The sequence below is a fragment of the Rhodoferax sp. GW821-FHT07F03 genome (assembly GCF_059418745.1).
The window spans coordinates 325,499-347,600 of the sequence record NZ_JBWKQM010000002.1; the positions used below are offsets into that span (position 1 = coordinate 325,499).

The following is a 22,102-nucleotide window of genomic DNA, read 5'->3' on the forward strand; positions in this document are numbered from 1 at the left end:
AAAGCTTTTCAAACGGTTTCAAACAAGGGTGTGAACACGGGGTCGGCGCATTGCGCCGGGCTGGTGATGCATGGCCGGTACGATCGTGCCGTGCGCTCCAGCAGGCGCCAGGTGTAGTCGGCAAAGCTGCGGCGGAACAACAGCACCACGCCAGTGGTGTCGGTGCGCATCACAGTCAGTCCGGTCTTGGACACCACAGTGCTGGCACAGCGGCCCACGGCCAGACTCTCATAGTCATACGGGCCGAGCTGGCGTAGCAATTGGATGTGGTCGGGGCCGGCCAGGCGCATGGAGGTCAGGCCACCGCTGTTGTCCACGATTTGCGCGAACAGGCCTTGCACTGCGCTGGTCAGTGCGGCCAGCAGGCTGTCGCGGCGCGAGCGCTTACACACCAGCAGCCATTCGTCGGGCGATACCCAGAGCACAGCGCCTGCATCGGTGCTCAGCACGGTCATGGGCTGGGTCGGTAGCGTCTGGCCCAGCACACCGGCTACGGTCTGCATGAAGGCGGCGTCATCGGGTTTGCCGCGCAGCACCAAATAGCCCATGTGGGGCAGTTCGGCCAGCACGATGCGTTCGCTGCTGCTCGGGGTTTGCACACGGGCCGACAGGCCAAAGGCGTGCAGCGGAGATTCCAACAGAACCTTAGACATTTTGACGATCACCTTTCACATCCACAAACACGCTGCTGCTGACCTTGACCGGCGTGACCTTGCCATGCGCATGCACGTACAGGGTCTGGTCCTTGCGTTGCAGTCCACCCATCACGACCGCCATGGCAATCGAACGGCCCAGGAAGGCGCTGTGGTAGCTGGAGGTCACATGGCCTAGCATCTGGTTGCTGTTGGCAACCGTGGCGCTTTCCATGATTTGCGCGCCTTCGATCAATACAGTGGTAGGGTCTTCGGGCAGCAGACCGACCAGTTGCTTGCGGCCTTCGCGGGCCGTGTCGCTGCGGGCCAGTGAGCGCTTGCCGAGGAAGCTGAAGGGCTTCTTCATGCCGACGGCCCAGGCCATGTCCAGATCCAGCGGGCTCATCGAGCCGTCGGTGTCCTGGCCGACGATGATGAAGCCCTTTTCGGCGCGCAGCACGTGCATGGTCTCTGTGCCGTAAGGGGTGATGTCGAACTCGGCACCGGCGGCCATCACAGCCTCCCACAGGGCATGGCCGTAACCGGACTCGACGTTGATTTCGTAGGACAACTCACCCGAGAAGCTGACGCGGAACACGCGGGCCGGCAGGCCGTGCACCGTGCCAGGACGCCAGTCCATGAACTTGAAGTTCTCGGCCGACAGGTCGATGTCCGAGCACAGCTTGGCTAGCACGGCGCGGGCTTTGGGGCCAACCAGGGCGATGGTGGACCAGTGGTCGGTCACCGAGGTCATCCACACTTTCAGCTCTGGCCATTCGGTCTGGTGCCAGCGCTCCAGCCAGTTCAGCACACGCGCGGCACCGCCGGTGGTGGTGGTCATGTAGAACTGGTTTTGTTCGATGCAAGCCGTTACGCCGTCGTCCATCACCATGCCGTTTTCGTCCAGCATCAGGCCGTAGCGGCATTTGCCGACGGCCAGTTGGGTCCAGGCATTGGAGTAGATGCGGTTCAGGAACTCTCGAGCATCCGGGCCGTCGATCTGGATCTTGCCCAGGGTGGATGCGTCCATCACCGCCACGCCATTGCGGGCCGCCAGACATTCGCGGTTCACCGCGGCGTGCAGGTCTTCGCCGGGCTTGGCAAAGTACCAGGGGCGCAGCCATTGGCCGACCGGCTCCAGCGCGGCACCGCGTGCCACGTGGGACGCGTGGATGGCGGTGTAGCGGCTCGGGTCAAAGCACTCTTCGGTCATGGTGCCGGCCAGCGCACCCAGACTGACCGGGGTGTAGGCCGGGCGGTAGGTGGTGGTGCCGACTTCATTCACCGGGCGCTTCAGGGCGCGGGCGGTGATGACGAAGCCGTTCACGTTCGACAGCTTGCCCTGGTCGGTGCCAAAGCCCAGCGCGGTGTAGCGCTTCACATGCTCGATTGAGTGGTAGTTTTCACGTACGGCCAGCTCGATGTCGGCAGCGCTGACGTCGTTTTGGTAGTCCACAAAGGCTTTGGCGCCAGCGCCTTCCTGCTTGCCATCGGGCAGGCGGAACATGGGGCGGGCCGGCATGCGTTTGGCTTGGCTGCAGGTGGGCACCTGCAGACCCTGGGGCTTGCCGCAGTGGGCCAGTACCTGTTGCATGGCTTGCGTGGTTTGTGCCAGCGCGGCAGAGAGTTCAAACGCACCGGTCACCGAGCCGACGCAGGCCACGCCTTTACGGCCCTGGCTCGGCGCGACGAAGGCGGCTACCGCCTCGTCCCAGGTGGGGCGGCTGCCGTCATGGCAGAACAAATGCACGGTGGGCGACAGGCCGCCCGAGCTCAGCACCACGTCGCAGGCGATGGAGGTGCCGTTGCCGGCGACTTCGTCCCGCGTGGCGTGCAGTGGCACCAGGCGCACGCCCTTGACTTCGCTGCCGCCGGTGACTTCGGCAATCCCGTGGCCGGCCATCACTTTGTAGCTACTGTTGCGGGCTACAGCGCCGTGGCGCACATCAGCTACCGTGACGTTGGCGCCAGCCTTGGCCAGGCCTTCCGCGCAGTCGTGGATCAGGTCACTGGTGCCGCAGATAACAATCCGCTGGCCGACGCGCACGCCGTAGCGCTGCAGAAAGGTCTGGCCTGCGGACACGGTCATCACGCCGGGTAGGTCGTTGTTGCCGAACACCAGGGGCCGCTCGATGGCACCCGTGGCCAGCACCACGTGGTGGGCGCGGATCTTATGCAGGCGGTGGCGTGGCAGATGGGCCTGGCGCTGTTCCGGGGCGATATGGTCTTGCACCAGTTCCACGGCTTGCACCAGGTTTTGTTCGTACATGCCGAATGCAGTAGTGCGGGGCAGCACGGTGACGTGGGGCATGTCATGCAGAGCTGCCAACACGGCGCGGATGTAGGCATCGCTGCTGCGGCCGTCAATCTGTGCAGTCGGGTCGGACAGCAGCCAGCCACCCATTTCACTTTGCTCGTCCAGCAGCACGGTCTTCAGACCGGCTTGACCGGCTTGCAGCGCGGCCAGCAGGCCGCAGGCACCGCCGCCCACCACCAGTACGTCCACGTGGTGGTGCAGGTGGTCGTAGTGCTCGGGATCGGGCTCGGTGGGCGCGTCGCCAAAACCGGCGAACTTGCGGATCACGGTTTCATACAGGGGCCACAGCTTTTGCGGCCACTTGAAGGTCTTGCTGTAGAAGCCCGCGGGCATGAAGCGTGAGCCCTGGCCCAGCACCGACTTCAGGTCGAAGTCCAGCGAAGGCCAACCTGAGGTAGAGCTGGCGCTAAGGCCGTCATACAGCTCGGCCTGGGTGGCTTTGACGTTGGGCGTGGTCAGCGAGCCTACGCCTAGCTGCACCAGCGCATTGGGTTCTTCTGCGCCGGCGCCGATGATGCCGCGCGGACGGCCGTATTTGAAGCTACGTGCCATGCGACGAACGCCATGGGCCAGCAGGGCGGAGGCCAGCGTGTCGCCGGGGTGGCCGGTGTAGTCGCGGCCGTCAAAAGTGAATTTAATGGTGCGCGTCGTGTCGATGCGCGTGCCGGTTTGGGGGACTCGGGTGCCGCTCATGCTGCGTGCTCCTTGGCCATGTCTGCCAGGAACAGCGCTTTGCCTTCGGCCAGGGTCCAGGTACCGGCGATCTCGTAGGTGGCGGTGTTGCGTTTTACGGCAAACACCTTGCGGCAGGCGGCTGTGTGCTGCCACTGTTCCCAGAACCAGCCCTTGGTGTTCTTGCGGAAGAAAACATAGTCACCCCAGACGGCATCGTCCACGGCTTCGGGCTGGGCTGGGCGGGGGATATAGGCTTCACCGGCGTTGCTGAACTCTTCTTCGTCCCGCGTTTCGCCGCAATGGGGGCAGTGCAGTAAAAACATATCAGTGTGCGACGCCAGCGGCGCCGTGTTCGTCGATTAAATGGCCGGTGAGGAAACGGTCTACGGAGAAAGCCTTGGACAGCGGGCCGGGCTCGCCCTGGGCCAGCATGTCGGCAAACACATGGCCGGAGCCCGGCGTGGCCTTGAAGCCACCGGTTCCCCAGCCGCAGTTGAAGAACAGGCCTTGCACCGCGGTCTTGGAGATGATCGGGCAGGCGTCGGGCGTCACGTCCACAATGCCGCCCCATTGGCGGTTCATGCGCACGCGGGAGAACTGCGGAAACAGTTCGATGATGGCGGCGGCCGTGTGTTCGATCACATGCGGGCTGCCGCGCTGGCCATAGCCCAGGTAGCTGTCGATGCCGGCGCCGATCACCAGCTCGCCCTTGTCGGACTGGCTGAGGTAGCCGTGTACCGCGTTGGACATGATTACGGTGTCGATCACGCGCTGCATGGATTCCGACACAAAAGCCTGCAGCGGGTGGCTTTCCAGCGGCATGCGCAGGCCGGCCATCTTAGCCAGCACCGAGGAGTGGCCGGCGGCCACGCATCCCACTCGGTCGGTCTTGATCGCGCCCAGGTTGGTTTGCAGGCCGCGGATCTTGCCACCCTGGATGTCCATGCCGGTGACTTCGCAACCCTCGATTAAGTCCACGCCCAGACGGCTGGCGGCGCGGGCAAAGCCACGGGCCACAGCGTCGTGGTGGGCGATGCCGGCGCGCGGCTGCCAGCTGGCGCCCAACACCGGGTAGCGACGGCTGCGGCTGCAGTCCAGCTGGGGGATCTTTTCTTTGACTTCCTGGGCGTTTAGCACGTGGGCGTCGATGCCTTGCAGCGCGTTGGCGTTGACCCGGCGCTCGATGTCGCGCATGTCCTGCAGGTTGTGCCCCAGGTTGAACACGCCGCGTTGGCTGAACATGACGTTGAAGTTCAGGTCCTCGGTCAGGCCTTCCCACAGCTTCAGCGAATGCTCGTAGATGGCTGCGGATTCGTCCCACAGGTAGTTGGAGCGGACGATGGTGGTGTTGCGCGCGGTGTTGCCACCGCCCAGATAGCCTTTTTCCAGTACCGCGATCTTGCCGACCTCGGGGTGGTTCTTGGCCAGGTAGTAGGCGGTGGCCAGGCCGTGCCCGCCACCACCGACGATCACCACGTCGTAAGAAGGTTTCAGGGCCACCCGTTCCCAGGCCGGTTCCCAGGTTTGGTGGTTTTTAAAGCCGTGCTTGAGCAGGCTCCAGAGTGAGTAGTTTTGGCCGCGCATGGGTTTCTCGTGGGGGTCCAATGAATCTGCACCTATTGTTCGATGTCACCTGTGTGCCACCTTGCGCCGTGCGGACGTGCACTTGTTCAAAATCGACATGCGGCGGGAATTGACTACAGGCAGGGGCAAACCCTAGGGCCCCAAAAAGCTGGTTCCATAACATCCCTGGATAGGGGCATGGCGCCTCGTGGAGGGGCATGCGTGCTGTTTTAAAATGGCAGCATGACCCCTGATGCATCCCCCATGAATTTGACGCATCACTTCCTGATTGCCATGCCCGGGCTGGAGGACGATGCCTTCGCCAAGAGCGTGGTCTACCTGTGTGAGCACAGCCCGCGCGGCGCGATGGGCCTGGTGATCAATAAACCCAGCGATATCAGCCTTCAAGCCCTGTTTGACAAGGTCGAGCTGCCGCTGCGCCGCGCTGATCTGAGCGACAGCCCCGTATTCCAGGGCGGCCCGGTGCAGACCGAGCGCGGCTTTGTGCTGCACGAGGCCTTTGTCGCCGACGATGTGGACCCTACCGAGTCGGTTTACGCCTCCACCATGGCCATTCCCGGCGGGCTGGAGATGACCACCTCCAAGGACGTACTCGAAGCCCTGTCTACCGGTGCCGGCCCACGCCGTGTGCTGGTGTCCTTGGGCTATTCCGCCTGGGGTGAGGGCCAGCTGGAGGCCGAGCTGGGTGAAAACAGCTGGTTGACGGTGGAAGCCGATCTGTCAGTGATCTTCGACACCCCGGTCGAGCAGCGCTACGACAAGGCTTTGATGTTGCTGGGTCTGCAGGCCTGGATGCTGTCCCCCGAAGCAGGGCATGCATGACCGAGCCGGTAGCCGTTCCCGCCAATTTGCAATCCTTCCTGGCTTTTGACTACGGCCAAAAGCGCACCGGCGTCGCAGTCGGTAACCGTTTCACCCGCACCGCAACGCCGCAGGGCACGATCAACGCCGAAGGCGATGCTCGCTTTATCCCCATCGCCGCCCGCGTCAAGGAATGGCAGCCCGACGCCATCGTGGTCGGCGTGCCCTTCCACCCGGACGGCGCTGCGCACGACAACACCCGGCGTGCCCAGAAGTTCGCCCGGCAGCTGCGCGGTCGCTTCAACTTGCCGGTTTTCGAGGTAGATGAGCGCTATAGCACTACAGAAGCGCTGGAGATGGGCGCCAAAGACGCCGATGCCGCCGCCGCCTGCATCATCCTGGAACAATTTTTGAGGAGTATTCCGTGAGCACACTCATGCTGGATGCCGAGGCGCTGTACCTCGAGCTGTTGCGGGGCGTAAAGGCCTTGCTCAAACCCGACACCCGCCTGGTCGGCATCACCTCCGGCGGCGCCTGGCTGGCCGAGCGCCTGCAGGCCGACCTGCAACTACCGGGCAAGCCAGGCGTGATCTCCAGCGCCATGCACCGTGACGATTTTTCCAAGCGCGGCATGGTCTCGGGCGGCGGCGGGCAGACCGCGCTGGCTTTTGACGTGAATGGTGCCGACATCATCTTGCTGGACGACGTGCTCTACACCGGCCGCACCATCCGCGCCGTGGTCAACGAACTGTTCGATTTTGGCCGCCCGGCCGCCGTCAAGCTGGCGGTGCTGGTGGACCGCGGGGGCCGTGAGCTGCCGATCCACCCCGACTTTGCCGCTGCCCGCGTGGCCCTGCCTGCTACCCAGAAGCTCGAACTGGCGCGCAAGGACTCTGGCGCTTTCAGCTTCAACGTCGAAGGCTGACACCCTATGCTTTACAAACGAAACAACCCCCAACTCAACAAGCACGGCGAGCTGATTCACCTGCTGTCCACCGAAGGCCTGCCCAAGGACATCCTGACGCAGATCCTGGATACCGCCGCCAACTTCGTTAGCGTCAACGACCGTGAAGTCAAGAAGGTGCCGCTGCTGCGTGGCAAGAGCGTGTTCAACCTGTTCTTCGAGAACAGCACCCGCACCCGCACCACCTTCGAGATCGCCGCCACCCGCCTCAGCGCCGACGTGATTAACCTCGACATTGCCCGCTCCAGCGCCGCCAAGGGCGAGTCGCTGCTGGACACGATTGCCAACCTCAGTGCCATGGCCGCCGACATCTTCGTGGTGCGCCACAGCGAGTCCGGCGCGCCCTACCTGATTGCCCAGCACGTCGCGCCGCATGTGCATGTGGTGAATGCCGGCGACGGCCGCCACGCGCACCCCACGCAGGGCCTGCTGGACATGTACACCATCCGGCACTACAAAAAAGACTTCAGCAATCTCACCGTGGCCATCGTCGGCGACGTGCTGCACTCGCGGGTGGCGCGCTCCGACATCCATGCGCTGACGACGCTGGGCTGCGCCGAAGTCCGCGTGGTCGGCCCCAAGACCCTGGTGCCCAGCGACATGGCGCAGATGGGTGTGCGCGTCTGCCACACGCTGGAAGAGGGCATCAAGGACTGCGACGTGGTCATCATGCTGCGCCTGCAGAACGAGCGTATGAGCGGCGCGCTGCTGCCGTCCAGCCAGGAGTTCTTCCGCAGCTTCGGCCTGACCCCCGAAAAGCTGGCCCTGGCCAAGCCCGACGCCATCGTCATGCACCCGGGCCCGATCAACCGCGGCGTGGAGATCGACTCCGCCGTGGTCGACGGCAAGCAGAGCGTGATCCTGCCGCAGGTGACCTTCGGCATTGCTGTGCGCATGGCCGTGATGGGCATCGTCGCCGGGAATGAGGCGTAGCTTGTGGCACACCCCCAGGCTTCAGTGCTGCGCATCTTTCGCCAACCCCCTTGCTGGGGGCAACACCAGCAGCCCGACGGAGCCGGTTCTGCGGTGTTTCACGAACGGAGCGCCGTCGATGTCTATTGTGTGTGCTATTTATTTGATAGCTTCTAGCGCAGGTACTACCTGCGCTAGAGCCCTATTTGGTTTAAAAATATGAAGACCCTGATCCAACACGGCCGCATCATCGACCCGGCCAGCGGGCTGGACACCACCGGCTCCATCGCCATCGCTACGGGCCGCATCATCGCCATCGGCCGCGACGTGCCCGACTTCCAGCCCGACCGCGTGGTCGACGCCAGTGACTGCATCGTGCTACCCGGCCTGGTCGACCTGTGCGCCCGTCTGCGCGAGCCAGGCTACGAGCACGAAGGCATGATGGAAAGCGAAATGGCCGCGGCAGCTGCCGGTGGCGTGACCAGCCTGGTCTGCCCACCCGATACCGACCCGGTGCTGGACGAGCCCGGCCTGGTGCAGATGCTGAAGTTCCGCGCCAAAAAGAACCACCAGGCGCGGCTGTTCCCGCTGGGCGCGCTGACCCGCGGCCTGCAGGGCGAGGTGCTGACCGAGATGGTCGAGCTCACCGGCGCGGGCTGTATCGGCTTCGGCCAGGCCGAGGTGCCATTGGGCAACACCCAGGTGCTGCAGCGCGCGCTGCAATATGCCGCCACCTTTGATTACGCCGTCTGGCTGCGCCCGCAAGAGCTGCACCTGGGCAAGGGCGTGGCCGCCAGCGGTGCGCTGGCTACGCGTATGGGCTTGAGCGGCGTGCCTGTGTCCGCCGAAACCATCGCGCTGCACACCATTTTTGAATTGATGAAAACCACCGGCGCCCGCGTGCACCTCTGCCGTATCAGCAGCGCCGCCGGCATCGCCCTGGTGCGCCAGGCCAAAAAGGACGGTCTGCGCGTGACCTGCGATGTGAGCATCAACTCGCTGCACCTCACGGATACAGACATCGGTTACTTCGACAGCCGGGCCCGCCTGAGCCCGCCGCTGCGCCAGCAACGCGACCGTGAAGCCCTGCGCGCAGCCTTGGCCGACGGCACCATCGACGCCCTGGTGTCCGACCACACGCCGGTCGAAGCCGATGCCAAGGCCTTGCCGTTCGCCGAAGCCGAACCCGGCGCCACCGGCCTGGAGCTGCTGCTGAGCCTGGCGCTGAAATGGAGCCAGGACGACGGCGTACCGCTGCAGCGCGCGCTGGCCGCAGTCACCTGCGCGCCCGCCGCTGTGCTGGGCAGCAGCCTAGGCACCTTGCAAGCCAGCCTCGGTCAGCTGGTGGAGGGCGGCGTGGCCGACCTTTGCGTGTTCGACCCCACGGCCAGCTGGGCGGTGGCTGCCGACAGCCTGCGCAGCCAGGGCAAGCACACACCCTTTTCGGGCTATGAGCTGCCGGGCCGTGTGCGCTGTGCCGTTGTAGCCGGCCACGTGGCATTCGATTCACTATAAAAATAGTAGCTGCTAGCGCAGGTATCTTCAGCGCCAGCGGCACTTTTTACTTGAATATCTCATTCCATTTCCAGGTCAATCCGAATATGTCGTTGCTTCGCCTTGCCGTGGTAAACCACTGTCTGCGGCTTCGCGCCTAATCTCGTATCGATCTGGAAATGGAATCAGCGCCTAGCTTGGATCGGGTTGTATGCATATTTTTCGCGTTCTGGCCAAAGTGCTGGGCTTGCTTTTGCATGTGCTCAAGGGCTGGTGGACTATCCGCCGGCATTTCCCGCACATGGACGCGGCGACCCAGCAACGTGAGGTAGAGGTCTGGTCCAAACAGGTGCTGGTGGTGCTGGGCATCACGCTGCGGGTGCGGGGTAGCATGCCGGCCCAGGGGCCGCTGCTGCTGGTGTCCAACCATATCTCCTGGCTGGATATTGCGGTGGTGCACGCTGCGGGCTACTGCCGGTTTGTTTCCAAGTCTGAAATCAAGCACTGGCCCCTGGTCGGCACGCTGGCCACGGGCGTGGGCACGCTGTACATCGAACGGGCCAAGCGCCGCGACGCCATGCGCGTGGTGCACCACATGGCCGAGCATCTGCAGGCCGGTGAAGTGGTGGCGGTGTTCCCCGAGGGCACCACCAGCGACGGGCGCGGCGTGCTGCCCTTCCACGCCAACTTGTTCCAGGCGGCGATTTCCTCGCAGGTGCCGGTGCTGCCGATGGCGCTGCGCTTTGTCGACGCACATACCGGCGCGCCACACGATGGCCCGCGCTTTGCAGGTGACGACACCTTGTTTGGCTCGCTCTGGCGCACTCTCAGCGCCAACAACATCGTCGCCGAGGTCGCCTATGGCCAGCCCCAGCGTGCGGACGGCCGGGACCGCCGTACCTGGTCCCGTGACCTGCAGCAGGCGGTGGAGCAGTTACACCAATTCCGCTAGCTGGGCGCCAAGCGCCCGCCCTATAGCGCGTAGAAGCGCGTGGGCGTGCCCAATCCTGTGGAGCAAAAGGCATAAATCGTACTATTAGTATGACTTTTGTCTGTTTGCCGCCACCGAAATGCGACTTGCTTCGCAAATAATCGTCGGCAAACGGTTACAAATCTATACCTGCGTGGTGCGTCCGCGCACTTCACCTTGCTTGGACATGGCACTTCCCCTCATCACGGCGATTGTTTCCACCTACAGTGCAGAGCGCTTCATACGCGGCTGCCTAGAGGATCTGGTCGCGCAGACCTTGTTCAGTGAAATGGAGGTGCTGGTCATTGATAGCGGCTCCCCGCAGGGCGAAAGTGCAATCTGCGCGGAGTTCGCACGCCAATATCCGCAGATCCAGCTGATCCGCACCGAGCGCGAGCCCTTGTATGTCGCCTGGAACCGGGCCATCCCCCTGGCGCGCGGCAAGTACCTGACCAATGCCAATACCGACGACCGCCACCGCCAGGACTTCATGCAGGCCATGGTGACCGCTTTGGACCAGCACCCCGAGGTGGCGCTGACCTACGCAGACCAATTGATCAGCCATACGGAAAACGAAACTTTCGCCGACTGCGACCGCCGTGGAGCCAAGCTGCGCCATTGGCCCGACTACACCCCGCAAGACCTGATGCTGCGCTGCATCACCGGGTCACAGCCCGTGTGGCGCAAATCGCTGCATGCGGAGCTGGGCGATTTCGATACCCGCTACCGTATTGCCGCGGACTACGACATGTGGCTGCGGTTCGCGGCCAAATACCCCTTGCTGAAGGTGCCAGGCCCTTTGGGCGTGCTGTATGACTCGCCCAACACCATATCCGGGCGCAATAGCCGCCTGCCGATGAACCAGGAAATCCTGGACATCCAGCTGCGCTGCATGCGCCAGGCCCCGTGGCAGACTTTGCCGGGCATCCGCACACGCCTGGCGGCCGAACTGTTCGGCCGCGGCTACCAGCACATCGAGCACGACCGCGACATGCAAGCCGCCAAGCCTTTCATCCGAGAGGCGATACGGCTGGACCCGACGAATTGGCGCTATTTGAAAACCTATGCCCTGCGCTATATCGCGGGCTTGGGTTAAAGCACGGGCCGCTGGACGGGTTGGCCCATTATTTGCACAGTAAATCTAGCCATGGAAAAAGAGATTCTGGTTTCAGCGATCGTCTCCACCTACAACGCGGAGCGCTTCATGCGTGCCTGCCTGGAGGACCTGGAGCGCCAAACACTGGCCGACCGCATGGAAATCATCGTCATAGACAGCTGCTCTCAGCAGAACGAGGGCGCTATCGTTCGGGAGTTCCAGCACCGCTACGCGAACATCGTCTATCTGCGTACCGAGCAGCGTGAGGGGCTGTATACCGCCTGGAACCGTGCCATCGGCCTGGCCCGTGGCCGCTACATCACCAACGCCAACACCGATGACCGGCACCATCCCCAGTCCTTCGAGACGCTGGCGCGCGTGCTGGATGCAGCCCCAGAGTTTGTGCTGGCCTACCACGACCAGATCACCAGCGACATAGAAAACGAAACTTTTGAGAGCTGCTGGGCGCGCAAAACGCGGCAAAAGAATTACCCCGTGTTCTCCCATGAGGTCATGCTGCTGGGCTGCATGACCGGTTCTCAACCCATGTGGCGTAAAAGCGTGCACGCGGAGCACGGTTTATTCAGCGAGAAGTACCGTATTGCTGCGGACTACGAGTTCTGGATGCGGATTGCACAAACCCATTCCTTCATCCATGTGCCTGAGCCCTTGGGGCTTTTTTATGATTCGCCCCACACCATGTCGGGGGCCAGCAACCGGCTTACGGTAGACAAAGAGTCGCTGGAAATTCAGCACTTCTATTTGAAACGCGAGCCATGGCGTGCGAATGCCGACAACCGTGCCCAATTGGCTGACGCCACTTTCAAGGTCGGCTACCACTATGCAGAGATATTGCGTGACCTGAAAAAGGCCAAGCTATTCCTATGGGAAGCCTGGAAGCTGGACCCCTTGAACTTCCAGTTGGCCAAGACCTTTGTTCTCCGTGGGCTGTTGCAAACCCACTGGGGTTTGGGCGTGCAGGCACCGCAAAATCTTGCTCCTCCCAAGTCGTTCTAGCCCGTTCTAGCCACTGCGTAGGCATGCCAGTGTCCGCAACTTGGCGTGTGCAGCGGCAGACCCGCGTGCCGTACTCCCCGTTTCCTCTAAAGTGCAGTTGCTATATTTAAAGTAGCGGCATGCGCAATGTTAATAAGCGCTACAGCCATTTATCATCAAAATGGAGTAGGGGCTCAGGCGCGCAGGTTCAAATGCTGGCCTATGGTCTGCCCAAGGCCGTTGGAAACAGGCTGTGCCGGCATTTGCACATTGAAGTGCGCGTCCTGGGTGCTGGAAGCACTGGTGCTGTCTTTTTTGACTTCGGGTGTGGCTGCAGTGGTGCTGCTGGCATCGGTTTTGGCCGGTGCGGTGGTTTTGGTGCTGCTGCTTGTGGAGGGTAGCGGCGTGGAACCTGCGGACGACGTGGCGCTGATGGACATGCGGGCCTTTCAGGGTGAAGCTAAGGCCGCAGTGTAGTAGGGCATGCTGCACTGCCATGTAGTGGAGATATGTCGGGTTGTAAAGATTTTCAGCGGTTTTCGCGTCTGTCGGCAGACTGTTTGGGCCGTCACTAAGGCATGCCGAAATCGTTTCCGGTGGGTGGCAGAATGCAAACGTTGGCTATACACAAAGCTGGAGGAGTTCTGTGAAACGTCGCTCTGGTTTTGAGGTGAAGGTGCTGGGAGCATTTGCCGCCGCGATGCTGGTGGTGTGCATGCTAGCCGCCACGACCTGGAAGGTGGCCAGCGATGCGAATGCTGCGGCGCTATGGGTCGAGCACACCCACGAGGTTCTCAACAGCCTGTCCCGCGCCCGGGGCGACACGCTGCAGATTGAGCTGGTGACCCAGAGCTACCGGATCACGGGCGATGCCGCCCAACTGGCTGAGCGCAATATGGCGATGGCCTCGCGCGAAGCTGTTCTGCGCCGTATTCAACAACTCACGGAGAAAAATGCAGGCCAGCAAGAGCGGTGGGTGCAGCTGCGTGCCGTGGTAGACCAGCGCATGGCCATTGCGCGCCAGGTCGAGCTACTGCGCAAGACGCAGGGTGTGGGTGCCGCCAACGCATTTGTTGCCCTATCGCCGTTGAAGGAAACACGCGAGCGCGTGTACCGGCTGCTGCAGGGCATGGAGGCGGAAGAGCTGCGCTTGCTGGAGCAACGGTATGCCGATCAACAACGCACGCGCAATAACCTGTTGGGCATGGGCTTGCTGGTGGCATGTAGCTTGTGCGCGCTGTTGGCGGCCACCTATGTCTTGATCAGCCGTCAACTACGCAAGACCGACGCCAGTCGGAGGGCCCTGGCTGACAGTGAAGAAGATCTGGCGACCACCTTGCATTCCATTGGGGATGGCGTGCTGGCAACCGATACCCATGGCCGCATCACCCGCATGAACCCGGTGGCAGAGCAGCTGACGGGCTGGCAGCAAGCTGAAGCCCTGGGCCTACCGGTGGATGCGGTGTTTCGCATCGTCCATGAGCAAACACGCCGGCCTGCCGAGGTGCCGGTGGCGCAGGTGCTGGCTACCGGCGAAGTGCAAGAGCTGGCCAACCACACGCTGTTGCTGGCCCGCGATGGCCGCGAGTGTCCGATCGCGGACAGCGCGGCCCCCATCCGTGACAGTGCAGGTCGGATACACGGTGTCGTACTGGTGTTTCGGGACGAAACGCTGGCGCGCCAGGCCCAGCGGGTGATCCGCAGCCAAAATGAATTGTTGGAGCAGCGCGTGTGGGAACGCACGGAGCAGTTGCGTGAGAGCGAAGACCATCTGCGCAGCGTCATCAACAACGTACCCGCTTTGATTGCCTACGTGGATGCGCAGCAGCGCTATGTCTACGCCAACAGCCAGTACCAGCAGCGCTTTGCCCCCGGGCTACCCGATATTGGCGGTCTTACGGTGCGGGAGGTGCTGGGAGATACGCGCTATGCGATCGCTGCGCCTTTGGTTGACCAGGCTTTGCAGGGGCAAGCGCAGAGCTATGACTGGCAACCTTTTCCAGGCATCTGGCAGGCCATCCAATATGTCCCTAAGTTTGATGCGCAGGATGCTGTGCTGGGCTACTACGTGCTGGGCGCGGACATTACCGAGCGCAAATTGGCCAGCGAGAAAATCCAGGCGCTCAATACCGAGCTGGCGCTACGTGTGCACGAACTGGAGCAGGTCAGCCGCGCATTGAAAACCTTGAGTGCGGGTAACCGTGCCATGTTGCGGGCCAGCCATGAACAGCAACTGCTGGACCATATGTGCCAGGCGATTGTGGACGCGGGTGGCTACCAGATGGCGACCGTCTGGTACTCCCGTGACGACTCCGAACAATCCATGTCGCCCATGGCCGAACGTGGCTATCCCGCCGGCCTTGCCGCGTTACAGACTTTGAAGGTGACCTGGGCGGACAACGAGCACGGGCGTGGTGTGATTGCAACCGCCATCCGTACCGGCACGACGCAGGTGGTCGGGAACATGCAAGCCGATCCGCGCTGTGCGCCATGGCTTGAGCATTTGTATGGCAGCACGACCTGCATAGCATGTCCTTTGACGGTGCATGGCAAAACCCTGGGCGCGTTGGCAATTTTTGCGATGGAACCCGATACCTTTGGCCCGAACGAGCTCACCTTGTTGAGTGAGCTGGCCGACGATTTGGCCTTTGGTATCAGCAATTTGCGCGCGGCCGTTGAACAGCACGCAGTTCAGGCGGCCATGCGCCACCTGACCCGATTCGACACCTTGACCGGTTTGCCGAATCAGCTGCAGTTCACCGAGCAACTGGAGGCCGCCATCGAAGCCAGTGCGCGGCTCAACCAGCCTTTTGCCGTGATGCAGACCAACATCGAACGCTTGAGTGAAATCAACGACACGCTGGGCTTCGACCAGGGCGACGCTATGTTGCGCGAGTTTGGCGCCCGGCTGCAGATGGCAGCCCCTGCGCCGGCCGTAGTCGCCAGGCTGCGTGGAGATGAATTTGCCATGTTGCTACCCCATAGCGATGCGCAGGCCACTAACGCCATGGTTCAGCGCTTGGCGGCGATGCTGTCGCGGCCATTTCCGATTGCCGACATCATGCTGGATGTGTCCGTAACCACCGGCGTAGCCCTGTTTCCCCAGCATGGAGAGACCCCTCACGACCTTTATCGGCACATGGACATTGCCGTGCACCAGGCCAAGAAGAAGGGCGTGGCCTACCGGGTGTTTGATCCGGCCCAGAACCAGGTTCAGTCGCATCGGCTGAACATGGCGGGCGAGCTGCGCCGGGCGATTGAAGGCGGTGATCTGCAGCTCTACCTGCAGCCCAAGGTCGCCATGGCCACTGGCCAGGTCTGCGGTGCCGAGGGCCTGGTGCGCTGGAAACATGCCGAGCGCGGCCTGGTGCCGCCGGGTGAATTCATCGGTCTGGCTGAACACACGGGTTTGATCAGGCCGCTGACCGAATGGGTCATCGACGCCGCATTACGCCTCAACCATGTGTGGCAGGAGCAGGGCTGTGCGCTGCCGATCGCCGTCAACCTGTCGGCCCGCAACCTGCGTGACGAAGGCCTGCTGGACACCATACGCAAGCAAAGAGCCACCTGGAGCGTGGCCGCAGGCCTGCTGGAGCTGGAGATCACCGAAAGCGCGGTGATGGACGACGCCGAGTTTGCGCTGCGCGTGCTGCACAGCCTGCGCGACGACGGCATACCGCTGTACATCGACGACTTTGGCACCGGCTACTCGTCGCTCAGCTACCTGCAGAAACTGCCTGTGGAATACATCAAGATCGACCAGTCCTTCGTGCGCGACATGGCCACCAGCAAGGACTCGGCGGCCATTGTCCGCTCCACCATCGACCTGGTCCACGACCTGGGGCGCAAGGCCGTGGCCGAAGGCATAGAAACCCGCGCGGCCTGGGACCAACTGGCCGCCCTGGGTTGCGACTTTGCCCAGGGCTACTACATCGCCAGGCCTATGCCGGCAGAGGCGTTCCCGGGCTGGGTGCAGGACTTTCAAAGCCGGCCCACCCGTTGATGCGGTGGTGGCATCAATTTGCTATATTAAATATAGCTTCTAGCGCCGATATCACCTGCGCTGTAGCCTGTTTTTCTATAAATTCTCAACCATCATGGTTGCGTCCTGCACGGGGGGCTGGTAGTGCGCCCGCAATTCCCGGGGGCGTGGTTCTTTCTTCGCTCGTACAACTGAAAAAAGTGGCATAACCCGGTCGCGTGGTCGGGCTGGGTTTTTCCGCTGGTTGTAGCGATGTAGTCAGCAGAAGGCCGCATCCGCTGAAAGGTAGCGCGCGGCCGTTGCGCTACCGTTCTTTACGCCCTTATTCTTGAATAAAAACGGCTCTAGCCATTGACCCCGCACTGTTTTCAACTTCACTTTCTGCGCTGAGCTGTGTTGTTCAAGTGGCAATAAGCCCGGCGAAGACGGAATGTCTGCGCGCGACATGATCGTCCACGCAATTCCGAAGATACTGGCCTTTGCTCTGAGCTTTGTCGTCATTGGAAGCTATTGGGTAGCGCATCATCGAATGCTGCACTACATCAAGACAGTGGACCGAACGTTTCTCTCTGGCTAAATTTCGCACTGCTAAGGGTTATCACGTTCGTGCCCTATCCGACTGCGCTTGTGGGAGCAACACATGGCGAATTAGATGCTGTTCGACTGTATGGGGTCACCCTGATGACAGCAAATCTGCTCGGTACTGTACTTTGGCTGTACGGAGCAGGCCCGGTGAATCGGGCGGACAACCTACTGACTGGGCAACGATGGCGCGTCGCATCAATCCATGGTGCCCCGACTGTGATTTACGCAATCGCTATCTTGCTTGCTCCGATCTATATCACCTTTACCCTCGCTTGCTACGTTTCTGTACCGATGTTCTTCATCTTTGCGGGCCAATGGGTCGATCGACTGACGGCTGGCTCAGCACCATGAACCGCCTTGATTGCGATCTTCCTATCCTGCTGAGTCAATTTAGACCAAGGCCTAACCCATTACAGGGACTTCCAAAATAAGCAAATAACGGCGCGGCATTTTCTTCGTCCCTGGAGAGCGGTATTCCTTGCGCTGGCATAAACAGAAGCGACGGCAAACGAGGAACAGACTGCACATCTACAGACGACCTTGTTGCACTGGTTTTTCAAAGCGGACCCAGATACGAACCGCTCAACGGTGCCCCATTCCGATCCCGTGGTTGCTGCAATGGGTTTGCACCACAAAGGGTTAGTCGGGCTTGGCCGCTGCCGGTCTGACCTGTTACTACATCTTCGGATTTACGTCTTGCAAGGTAGGCAACAACGTCTTGTTCGGGGTGTTGGACTGCGTTGGAATGGCCCCGCACAGCCGCTGGATATCAGCATGCCCAGGCTTTACACTGACGTGGCGTGCATCAAACGACTTGCCGCGCATAAATACTGCCCACAGAATGCGCGCGTTCTTGTTGGCCAGCGCCACTACCGCCTTTTGCCAGCCAGATTTTTCGCGTAACTGGTGTGCCCATTTCGAGATCGGGTCATCGCGCTTGTGCACCCTCATAACCGCCAACTTGGCACCCTGGATCAGCAGGGTGTGCAGGTATATATCGCCACGCTTGGTGATATAGCCCAGATTGTTCTTGCCGCCGCTGGAGTTTTGCTTGGGTGTTAGGTCCAGCCAGGCACCGAACTGGGTCTCGTTTCTGAATTGTTTGAAGTCGCCTACGGTGGCGACTACCGCCGATGCCGTGACCGGCCCTACACCCAGAAGCTGGGTGGCGGCCTGGGCTTGTTGATTGTCTTTGAGGCGGGCCGCGATGCGTATATCACACCACGGGATATGGGCATCCAGCTCTTGCCACTGCGTCTGTGCCCGCTCAATCACCAGCCGGGGCAGGCCCGCCAGTTCGATGCTGGCATCTTCGATGACAGTGCTGAGCACCTCGCGCAAGACCTTGGGGCTTTGGGCAAACACCAGGCCGAACTCGGCCAGCAGGCCGCGGATGCGGTTGATGCAAGCGGTGCGTTCGGCCTTCAATCCCTCGCGCAGTCGGTGTACGCACAGCATGCCTTGTTGGGCAATGGTTTTGATGGGCACGAAGTGCATTGCGGGTCGGCTGGCGGCTTCGCAGATTGCGGCTACGTCATTGGCGTCGTTCTTGCCACCTTTGCCTTGCAGCCGGTATGGCGTCACCAGGTGGGCGGCGATGATGCGGGCATCCAGCCCCAGGGCTACCAGCTTGCGTGCCCAGTAATGGGCACTGGAGCTGGCCTCCATGGCGATGACGCAGTGCGGGGAGGGCTAGGCACACCAGGCCATGAATTTGTCACGGCTCAGGGGGCGGTTGGTCAGTATCTTGGCCGCAGTACCGACGGCGTGGATTTGGATGACGCGCTTTGCCAGATCAACGCCAATTCGTGCAATCTCGGACATGGGGCTTCTCCTATATAAAGGTTGCAGATTGACTTCAACTCACCAATCTTGGCACTCGATGTCGTTACCTCAAAGTGAGAAGTCCCTTCGTATTCCTATATGCGCTGATCGCAGAAGCATGTAAGCGTGTACCGGCCTGATTCCCGATCCCTTTGTCGGTAGGCGTCGACGAGATCTTGATAGTTGCGGGACTAAATTTTTATGCAGTTACTGAGCCGATGTTTGGTTTTGCTTATCGATGGTTTCCATACTGCTCCAAGCCATACGGGCTTCGGTGCGTGCTTGTTGCAACTCGGCAAGCAGTTGGGAATCAGAATCTTCGCCGCCGCCGCAGCCCGCCAACGCATACGAAGTTAGGAGCAACAAAGAAATGGTGATTGATTTCAGCATGATGGGTCCGAAGGAATGAAGCGATGGCGCGATTCTTCATGGCAATGAATAACCCTTCGTGCAACTAGTTCACGCTAATGCTTGTGTATGTCAAGGCACGGGACCGTCACGCCATCATTGCGTCTGCAATGTGGCAAAAATCGACTTTCTATCAGTGGTTCTCTTCCCTTGCCGGTTGTGTACCTTGGAGAATTTATGAGTGACAACGTAAAACCTTGGCCGAAAGCAACTGGCCGTGCAGAGGTGACGCAGCAAAAGCCAATCATGCTGCCCTGCGACTACCGCCTATTGGGCGTGGTGCGCGATCTTGAGACGCAGTTTGGCACGATTGAGCCCCACAACCGTTTAGCAAGTGCGGCCCATGCAATGAAGGCGAAGATTGACGCTGGCAGGGCGGAGCCTCAGCATCCAATGTTCGCGATATCGACTGGTAGGTGAGGTTCAATAACCCACCCCCTGCCGGTGAAGATTGGCCCAAGCAAGTCGCCCGTAGCGATACCGGTGGCTTTACTTTTGCCTTGTTTGGCAAGGCCGTTACGCTGTCACCCCAAGTCGGGCTTTGGTAAAACAGGCGGTGAAAAAAAGAATCTGGGCATGAGCCAGAGATAACCTTCACCTTTTCGCGTGCAGCTGAACTGCAGGGGCTATAGCCATGACGGCTCGCACGGCATCAGGCCGTCCATCTGCCTGGGGCGAGATAGAGCAACTGGGTAGTCGCCATATCAGCACGCTGCCGCGCTACTGGATCACCAGGCTGTATCCGGCCTTGTCCATCCTGACCAACATTCTGGCTTCACGGTACGAACCCCAGGCATTGACCCATAAGCTGATTGATGCCAGCAATGAGCTGGGATGGGGTGATGGTAGACATTTTTGATGCCATCTGCATTGTGGCCATCGCCGATGTCGTCGTAAACGATTTGCTGCCAGACAGATTCAAACTGATCAGCGCCAAGCGCTACCCCTCAGGTTGCTAGGAGGGTCATATGCATAAAGGTGATGGGTTAAAAATGTGCCCCTAATTCGCAATTTGGTGCCCCCATATTGGCCCTCAAGTACCCCTGGATTCGGCACACTTGCACGGATGTTTGCGGAACTCAAAAACGGGTTTTCAGAGGGGAAATAAAAAAGGCCGGAAGCTGGTGGAAGCTTTCGGCCTTAGATATGGTCCCCTCGACAGGAATCGAACCTGTATTTAGCACTTAGGAGGCACTCGTTCTATCCATTGAACTACAAGGGGAGCCGGGATTGTAGGGCCTGGCAAGGGTAGTTTTGGCGTGGTCGCCGGCCGGCGTGCAAATCTTGCTTTTGTAGTCCTGGGTGCAGCAAATGGATGGATTTTTGCTATTGAAAGCGTAGCTACTAGCGCAGTTTCTATCTGCGCGGGCGGCCTATTTTCTATGAATTTATCCAGCGGTGCCGCTCGGCAGCGCCTTGTCCAGCGGCAGCTGCAGACCGGACTTCAGCCAGCCCAGGGTGACCGAGGTGCGGAAGCGGCGGATGTTGTCGTCGCCCTCGAACAGGCGCCGCGTCAGCGCCTCGTAGTCGGCCATCGAGGCGACGGTGACGATGAGCAGGTAGTCGGCCTCGCCGGTCACGCTGTAGCACTGCTGCACCGCGGGTTCAGTGGCGATGCGGGCGCGCATGGCGGCGGTGCGGTCGGGGCGTTCGTTCTCCAGGTGCAGTTCGATGATGATGGTCAGCGGCAGGCCGACCTTGGCTGCGTCTATCACTGCCACATTGGCGCGGATCACGCCGCTGTCTTGCAGCCGGCGGATGCGCCGCTGCACCGCTGGCGCCGACAGGTGCACGGCCTCGGCAATCGCGCGCTGGGGCACGCTGTTGTCCTTTTGCAGGATGTCCAGGATGGCGATGTCAAAGGCGTCTAGGGGCGGGGCGGCGGGCATGGGGTTGCGGGGTGGTGAGCGAATCTTGCGTTTACGGTCTGAAATTGCAGCGAAAACCAGCTGTGCTGCGATTTATATTTTCACCCATGACTTTGGCACGCTACCCACGGGTGATTCCTTTTTTGGCGGTTCTGGCCGCGGTGACGGCGCTGGGCATTGGCACCTCCTGGGCCAAGCAGCTTTTCCCTTTGGTGGGTGCGCAGGGCACATCGGCCGTGCGGGTGGGGTTTTCGTCCCTGCTTTTGCTGCTGCTGTGGCGACCCTGGCGCTGGCATTTGTCGCGGGCCGATGCCATATCCATTGCCTGCTACGGCGCTGCGCTGGGGGCGATGAACCTGATGTTCTACATGTCGCTGCGCACCTTGCCGTTTGGGCTGGCCGTGGCCATCGAGTTCGCCGGTCCGCTGGCCTTGGCGATTGCCGCGTCGCGCCGGATGGTGGACTTTGTCTGGCTGGCGCTGGCCGTTTTGGGCCTGGGGATGTTGCTGCCGCTGGGCCTGAGCAGCAACGATCTGGACCCCACGGGTGTGATGTACGCGCTGGGGACGGCGGTGCTGTGGGCCCTGTACATCGTGTTCGGCAAGCGCGTCGGTCATCTGCATGCGGGGCATTCGGTGTCGCTGGGCTTGCTGGTGGCGGCCATCGTGGTGGTGCCGGTGGGCGTTGTGCATGCCGGCGCGGCGCTGCTGTCGCCCACGGTGCTGTTGGTGGGCGTGTGCGTGGCGGCAATCTCCAGCGCGCTACCGATCTCCTTGGAAATGGTGGCGATGAAGCGCCTGCCCAAGGAGGCCTTTGGCATCATGATCAGCATGGAGCCGGCCGTGGCCGCGGTGCTGGCCATGGGTCTGTTGGACGAGCACCTGAACCAGCGGCAATGGCTGGCCATAGGCTGCATCATGGCCGCGTCTATGGGCAGTGCGGCCACTGCGCGGCGGCCACAGACCCATGCTTCGCAGGTGGTCGCTGCTTAGAT

At 61.4% G+C, this 22,102-nt stretch carries 20 protein-coding genes, 1 tRNA gene and 1 pseudogene; 13 read left to right on the top strand and 9 right to left on the bottom strand.

Annotated features, from left to right (window positions below; translation table 11 throughout):
* Positions 1–8: 8 nt before the first annotated feature.
* From AC07R0_RS04135 to AC07R0_RS04150, 4 genes are read right to left on the bottom strand one after another with little or no spacing between them, the layout of a single operon-like run.
* Positions 9–653, bottom strand: coding sequence for a sarcosine oxidase subunit gamma (locus AC07R0_RS04135; protein ID WP_495103895.1), 645 nt, complete (start codon positions 651–653; stop codon positions 9–11).
* Positions 646–3,642, bottom strand: a complete 2,997-nt coding sequence (locus AC07R0_RS04140) for a sarcosine oxidase subunit alpha family protein (protein WP_495103896.1) — start codon at positions 3,640–3,642, stop codon at positions 646–648. Before AC07R0_RS04140 ends, AC07R0_RS04135 begins: the two co-directional genes overlap by 8 nt.
* Entirely contained in the window at positions 3,639–3,947 is a 309-nt protein-coding gene (locus tag AC07R0_RS04145; protein WP_495073775.1) for a sarcosine oxidase subunit delta, read from the bottom strand. The genes AC07R0_RS04140 and AC07R0_RS04145 overlap by 4 nt, the downstream gene beginning before the upstream one ends.
* A gap of 1 nt (position 3,948) precedes the next feature.
* Complete coding sequence (locus AC07R0_RS04150) at positions 3,949–5,208, bottom strand: sarcosine oxidase subunit beta family protein (protein WP_495103897.1); 1,260 nt, start codon at positions 5,206–5,208, stop codon at positions 3,949–3,951.
* 222 nt (positions 5,209–5,430) lie between these two features.
* On the opposite strand from AC07R0_RS04150, the gene AC07R0_RS04155 reads away from it, so the two are divergent.
* The 8 genes from AC07R0_RS04155 (at position 5,431) to AC07R0_RS04190 (ending at position 12,462) form a co-directional block, all read left to right on the top strand.
* Complete coding sequence (locus AC07R0_RS04155; RefSeq protein ID WP_495073773.1) at positions 5,431–6,030, top strand: YqgE/AlgH family protein; 600 nt, start codon at positions 5,431–5,433, stop codon at positions 6,028–6,030.
* Positions 6,027–6,437, top strand: coding sequence for a Holliday junction resolvase RuvX (ruvX, locus tag AC07R0_RS04160; RefSeq protein WP_495103898.1), 411 nt, complete (start codon positions 6,027–6,029; stop codon positions 6,435–6,437). Before AC07R0_RS04155 ends, ruvX begins: the two co-directional genes overlap by 4 nt.
* Positions 6,438–6,445: 8 nt before the next feature.
* A complete protein-coding gene (gene pyrR / locus AC07R0_RS04165) occupies positions 6,446–6,934 on the top strand; it encodes a bifunctional pyr operon transcriptional regulator/uracil phosphoribosyltransferase PyrR (RefSeq protein ID WP_495097161.1) in 489 nt (162 codons plus the stop codon).
* A 6-nt stretch (positions 6,935–6,940) separates the two neighbouring features.
* The gene (locus AC07R0_RS04170; protein WP_495097102.1) at positions 6,941–7,906 is read left to right on the top strand and encodes an aspartate carbamoyltransferase catalytic subunit; all 966 of its coding nucleotides are present in this window, start codon (positions 6,941–6,943) and stop codon (positions 7,904–7,906) included.
* A gap of 198 nt (positions 7,907–8,104) precedes the next feature.
* The gene (locus AC07R0_RS04175) at positions 8,105–9,400 is read left to right on the top strand and encodes a dihydroorotase (RefSeq protein ID WP_495103899.1); all 1,296 of its coding nucleotides are present in this window, start codon (positions 8,105–8,107) and stop codon (positions 9,398–9,400) included.
* Between the two features lie 190 nt (positions 9,401–9,590).
* Complete coding sequence (locus AC07R0_RS04180) at positions 9,591–10,331, top strand: lysophospholipid acyltransferase family protein (RefSeq protein ID WP_495103900.1); 741 nt, start codon at positions 9,591–9,593, stop codon at positions 10,329–10,331.
* 205 nt (positions 10,332–10,536) lie between these two features.
* On the top strand, positions 10,537–11,445 hold the full coding sequence (locus AC07R0_RS04185) for a glycosyltransferase (RefSeq protein WP_495103901.1): 909 nt from the start codon (positions 10,537–10,539) through the stop codon (positions 11,443–11,445).
* A 51-nt stretch (positions 11,446–11,496) separates the two neighbouring features.
* Positions 11,497–12,462 (top strand): glycosyltransferase, encoded by a 966-nt coding sequence (locus AC07R0_RS04190; RefSeq protein WP_495103902.1) that lies wholly within the window; start codon positions 11,497–11,499, stop codon positions 12,460–12,462.
* 173 nt (positions 12,463–12,635) lie between these two features.
* Here the strand turns inward: AC07R0_RS04190 and AC07R0_RS04195 are convergent, their stop codons facing one another.
* On the bottom strand, positions 12,636–12,881 hold the full coding sequence (locus tag AC07R0_RS04195; protein WP_495103903.1) for a hypothetical protein: 246 nt from the start codon (positions 12,879–12,881) through the stop codon (positions 12,636–12,638).
* 206 nt (positions 12,882–13,087) lie between these two features.
* On the opposite strand from AC07R0_RS04195, the gene AC07R0_RS04200 reads away from it, so the two are divergent.
* Positions 13,088–16,444 (top strand): EAL domain-containing protein, encoded by a 3,357-nt coding sequence (locus tag AC07R0_RS04200; RefSeq protein ID WP_495103904.1) that lies wholly within the window; start codon positions 13,088–13,090, stop codon positions 16,442–16,444.
* A 424-nt stretch (positions 16,445–16,868) separates the two neighbouring features.
* Entirely contained in the window at positions 16,869–17,000 is a 132-nt protein-coding gene (locus AC07R0_RS04205; RefSeq protein WP_495103961.1) for a TMEM175 family protein, read from the top strand.
* Positions 17,001–17,683: 683 nt separating this feature from the next.
* On the opposite strand, the pseudogene AC07R0_RS04210 reads toward AC07R0_RS04205, so the two are convergent.
* Both AC07R0_RS04210 and AC07R0_RS04215 read right to left on the bottom strand, forming a co-directional pair.
* Positions 17,684–18,832, bottom strand: a pseudogene (locus tag AC07R0_RS04210) (IS110 family RNA-guided transposase).
* Positions 18,833–19,039: 207 nt separating this feature from the next.
* Complete coding sequence (locus tag AC07R0_RS04215; protein WP_495103905.1) at positions 19,040–19,222, bottom strand: hypothetical protein; 183 nt, start codon at positions 19,220–19,222, stop codon at positions 19,040–19,042.
* Between the two features lie 195 nt (positions 19,223–19,417).
* Between AC07R0_RS04215 and AC07R0_RS04220 the strand changes: the two genes are divergently transcribed.
* Entirely contained in the window at positions 19,418–19,660 is a 243-nt protein-coding gene (locus AC07R0_RS04220) for a hypothetical protein (protein ID WP_495103906.1), read from the top strand.
* A gap of 214 nt (positions 19,661–19,874) precedes the next feature.
* On the top strand, positions 19,875–20,099 hold the full coding sequence (locus tag AC07R0_RS04225) for a hypothetical protein (protein WP_495103907.1): 225 nt from the start codon (positions 19,875–19,877) through the stop codon (positions 20,097–20,099).
* Between the two features lie 288 nt (positions 20,100–20,387).
* On the opposite strand, the gene AC07R0_RS04230 is transcribed toward AC07R0_RS04225, so the two are convergent.
* Both AC07R0_RS04230 and AC07R0_RS04235 read right to left on the bottom strand, forming a co-directional pair.
* Positions 20,388–20,462, bottom strand: a tRNA-Arg gene (locus AC07R0_RS04230).
* 166 nt (positions 20,463–20,628) lie between these two features.
* Positions 20,629–21,129, bottom strand: a complete 501-nt coding sequence (locus AC07R0_RS04235; protein WP_495103908.1) for an Lrp/AsnC family transcriptional regulator — start codon at positions 21,127–21,129, stop codon at positions 20,629–20,631.
* An 86-nt stretch (positions 21,130–21,215) separates the two neighbouring features.
* Between AC07R0_RS04235 and AC07R0_RS04240 the strand changes: the two genes are divergently transcribed.
* A complete protein-coding gene (locus AC07R0_RS04240; protein ID WP_495103909.1) occupies positions 21,216–22,100 on the top strand; it encodes an EamA family transporter in 885 nt (294 codons plus the stop codon).
* Positions 22,101–22,102: the final 2 nt, after the last annotated feature.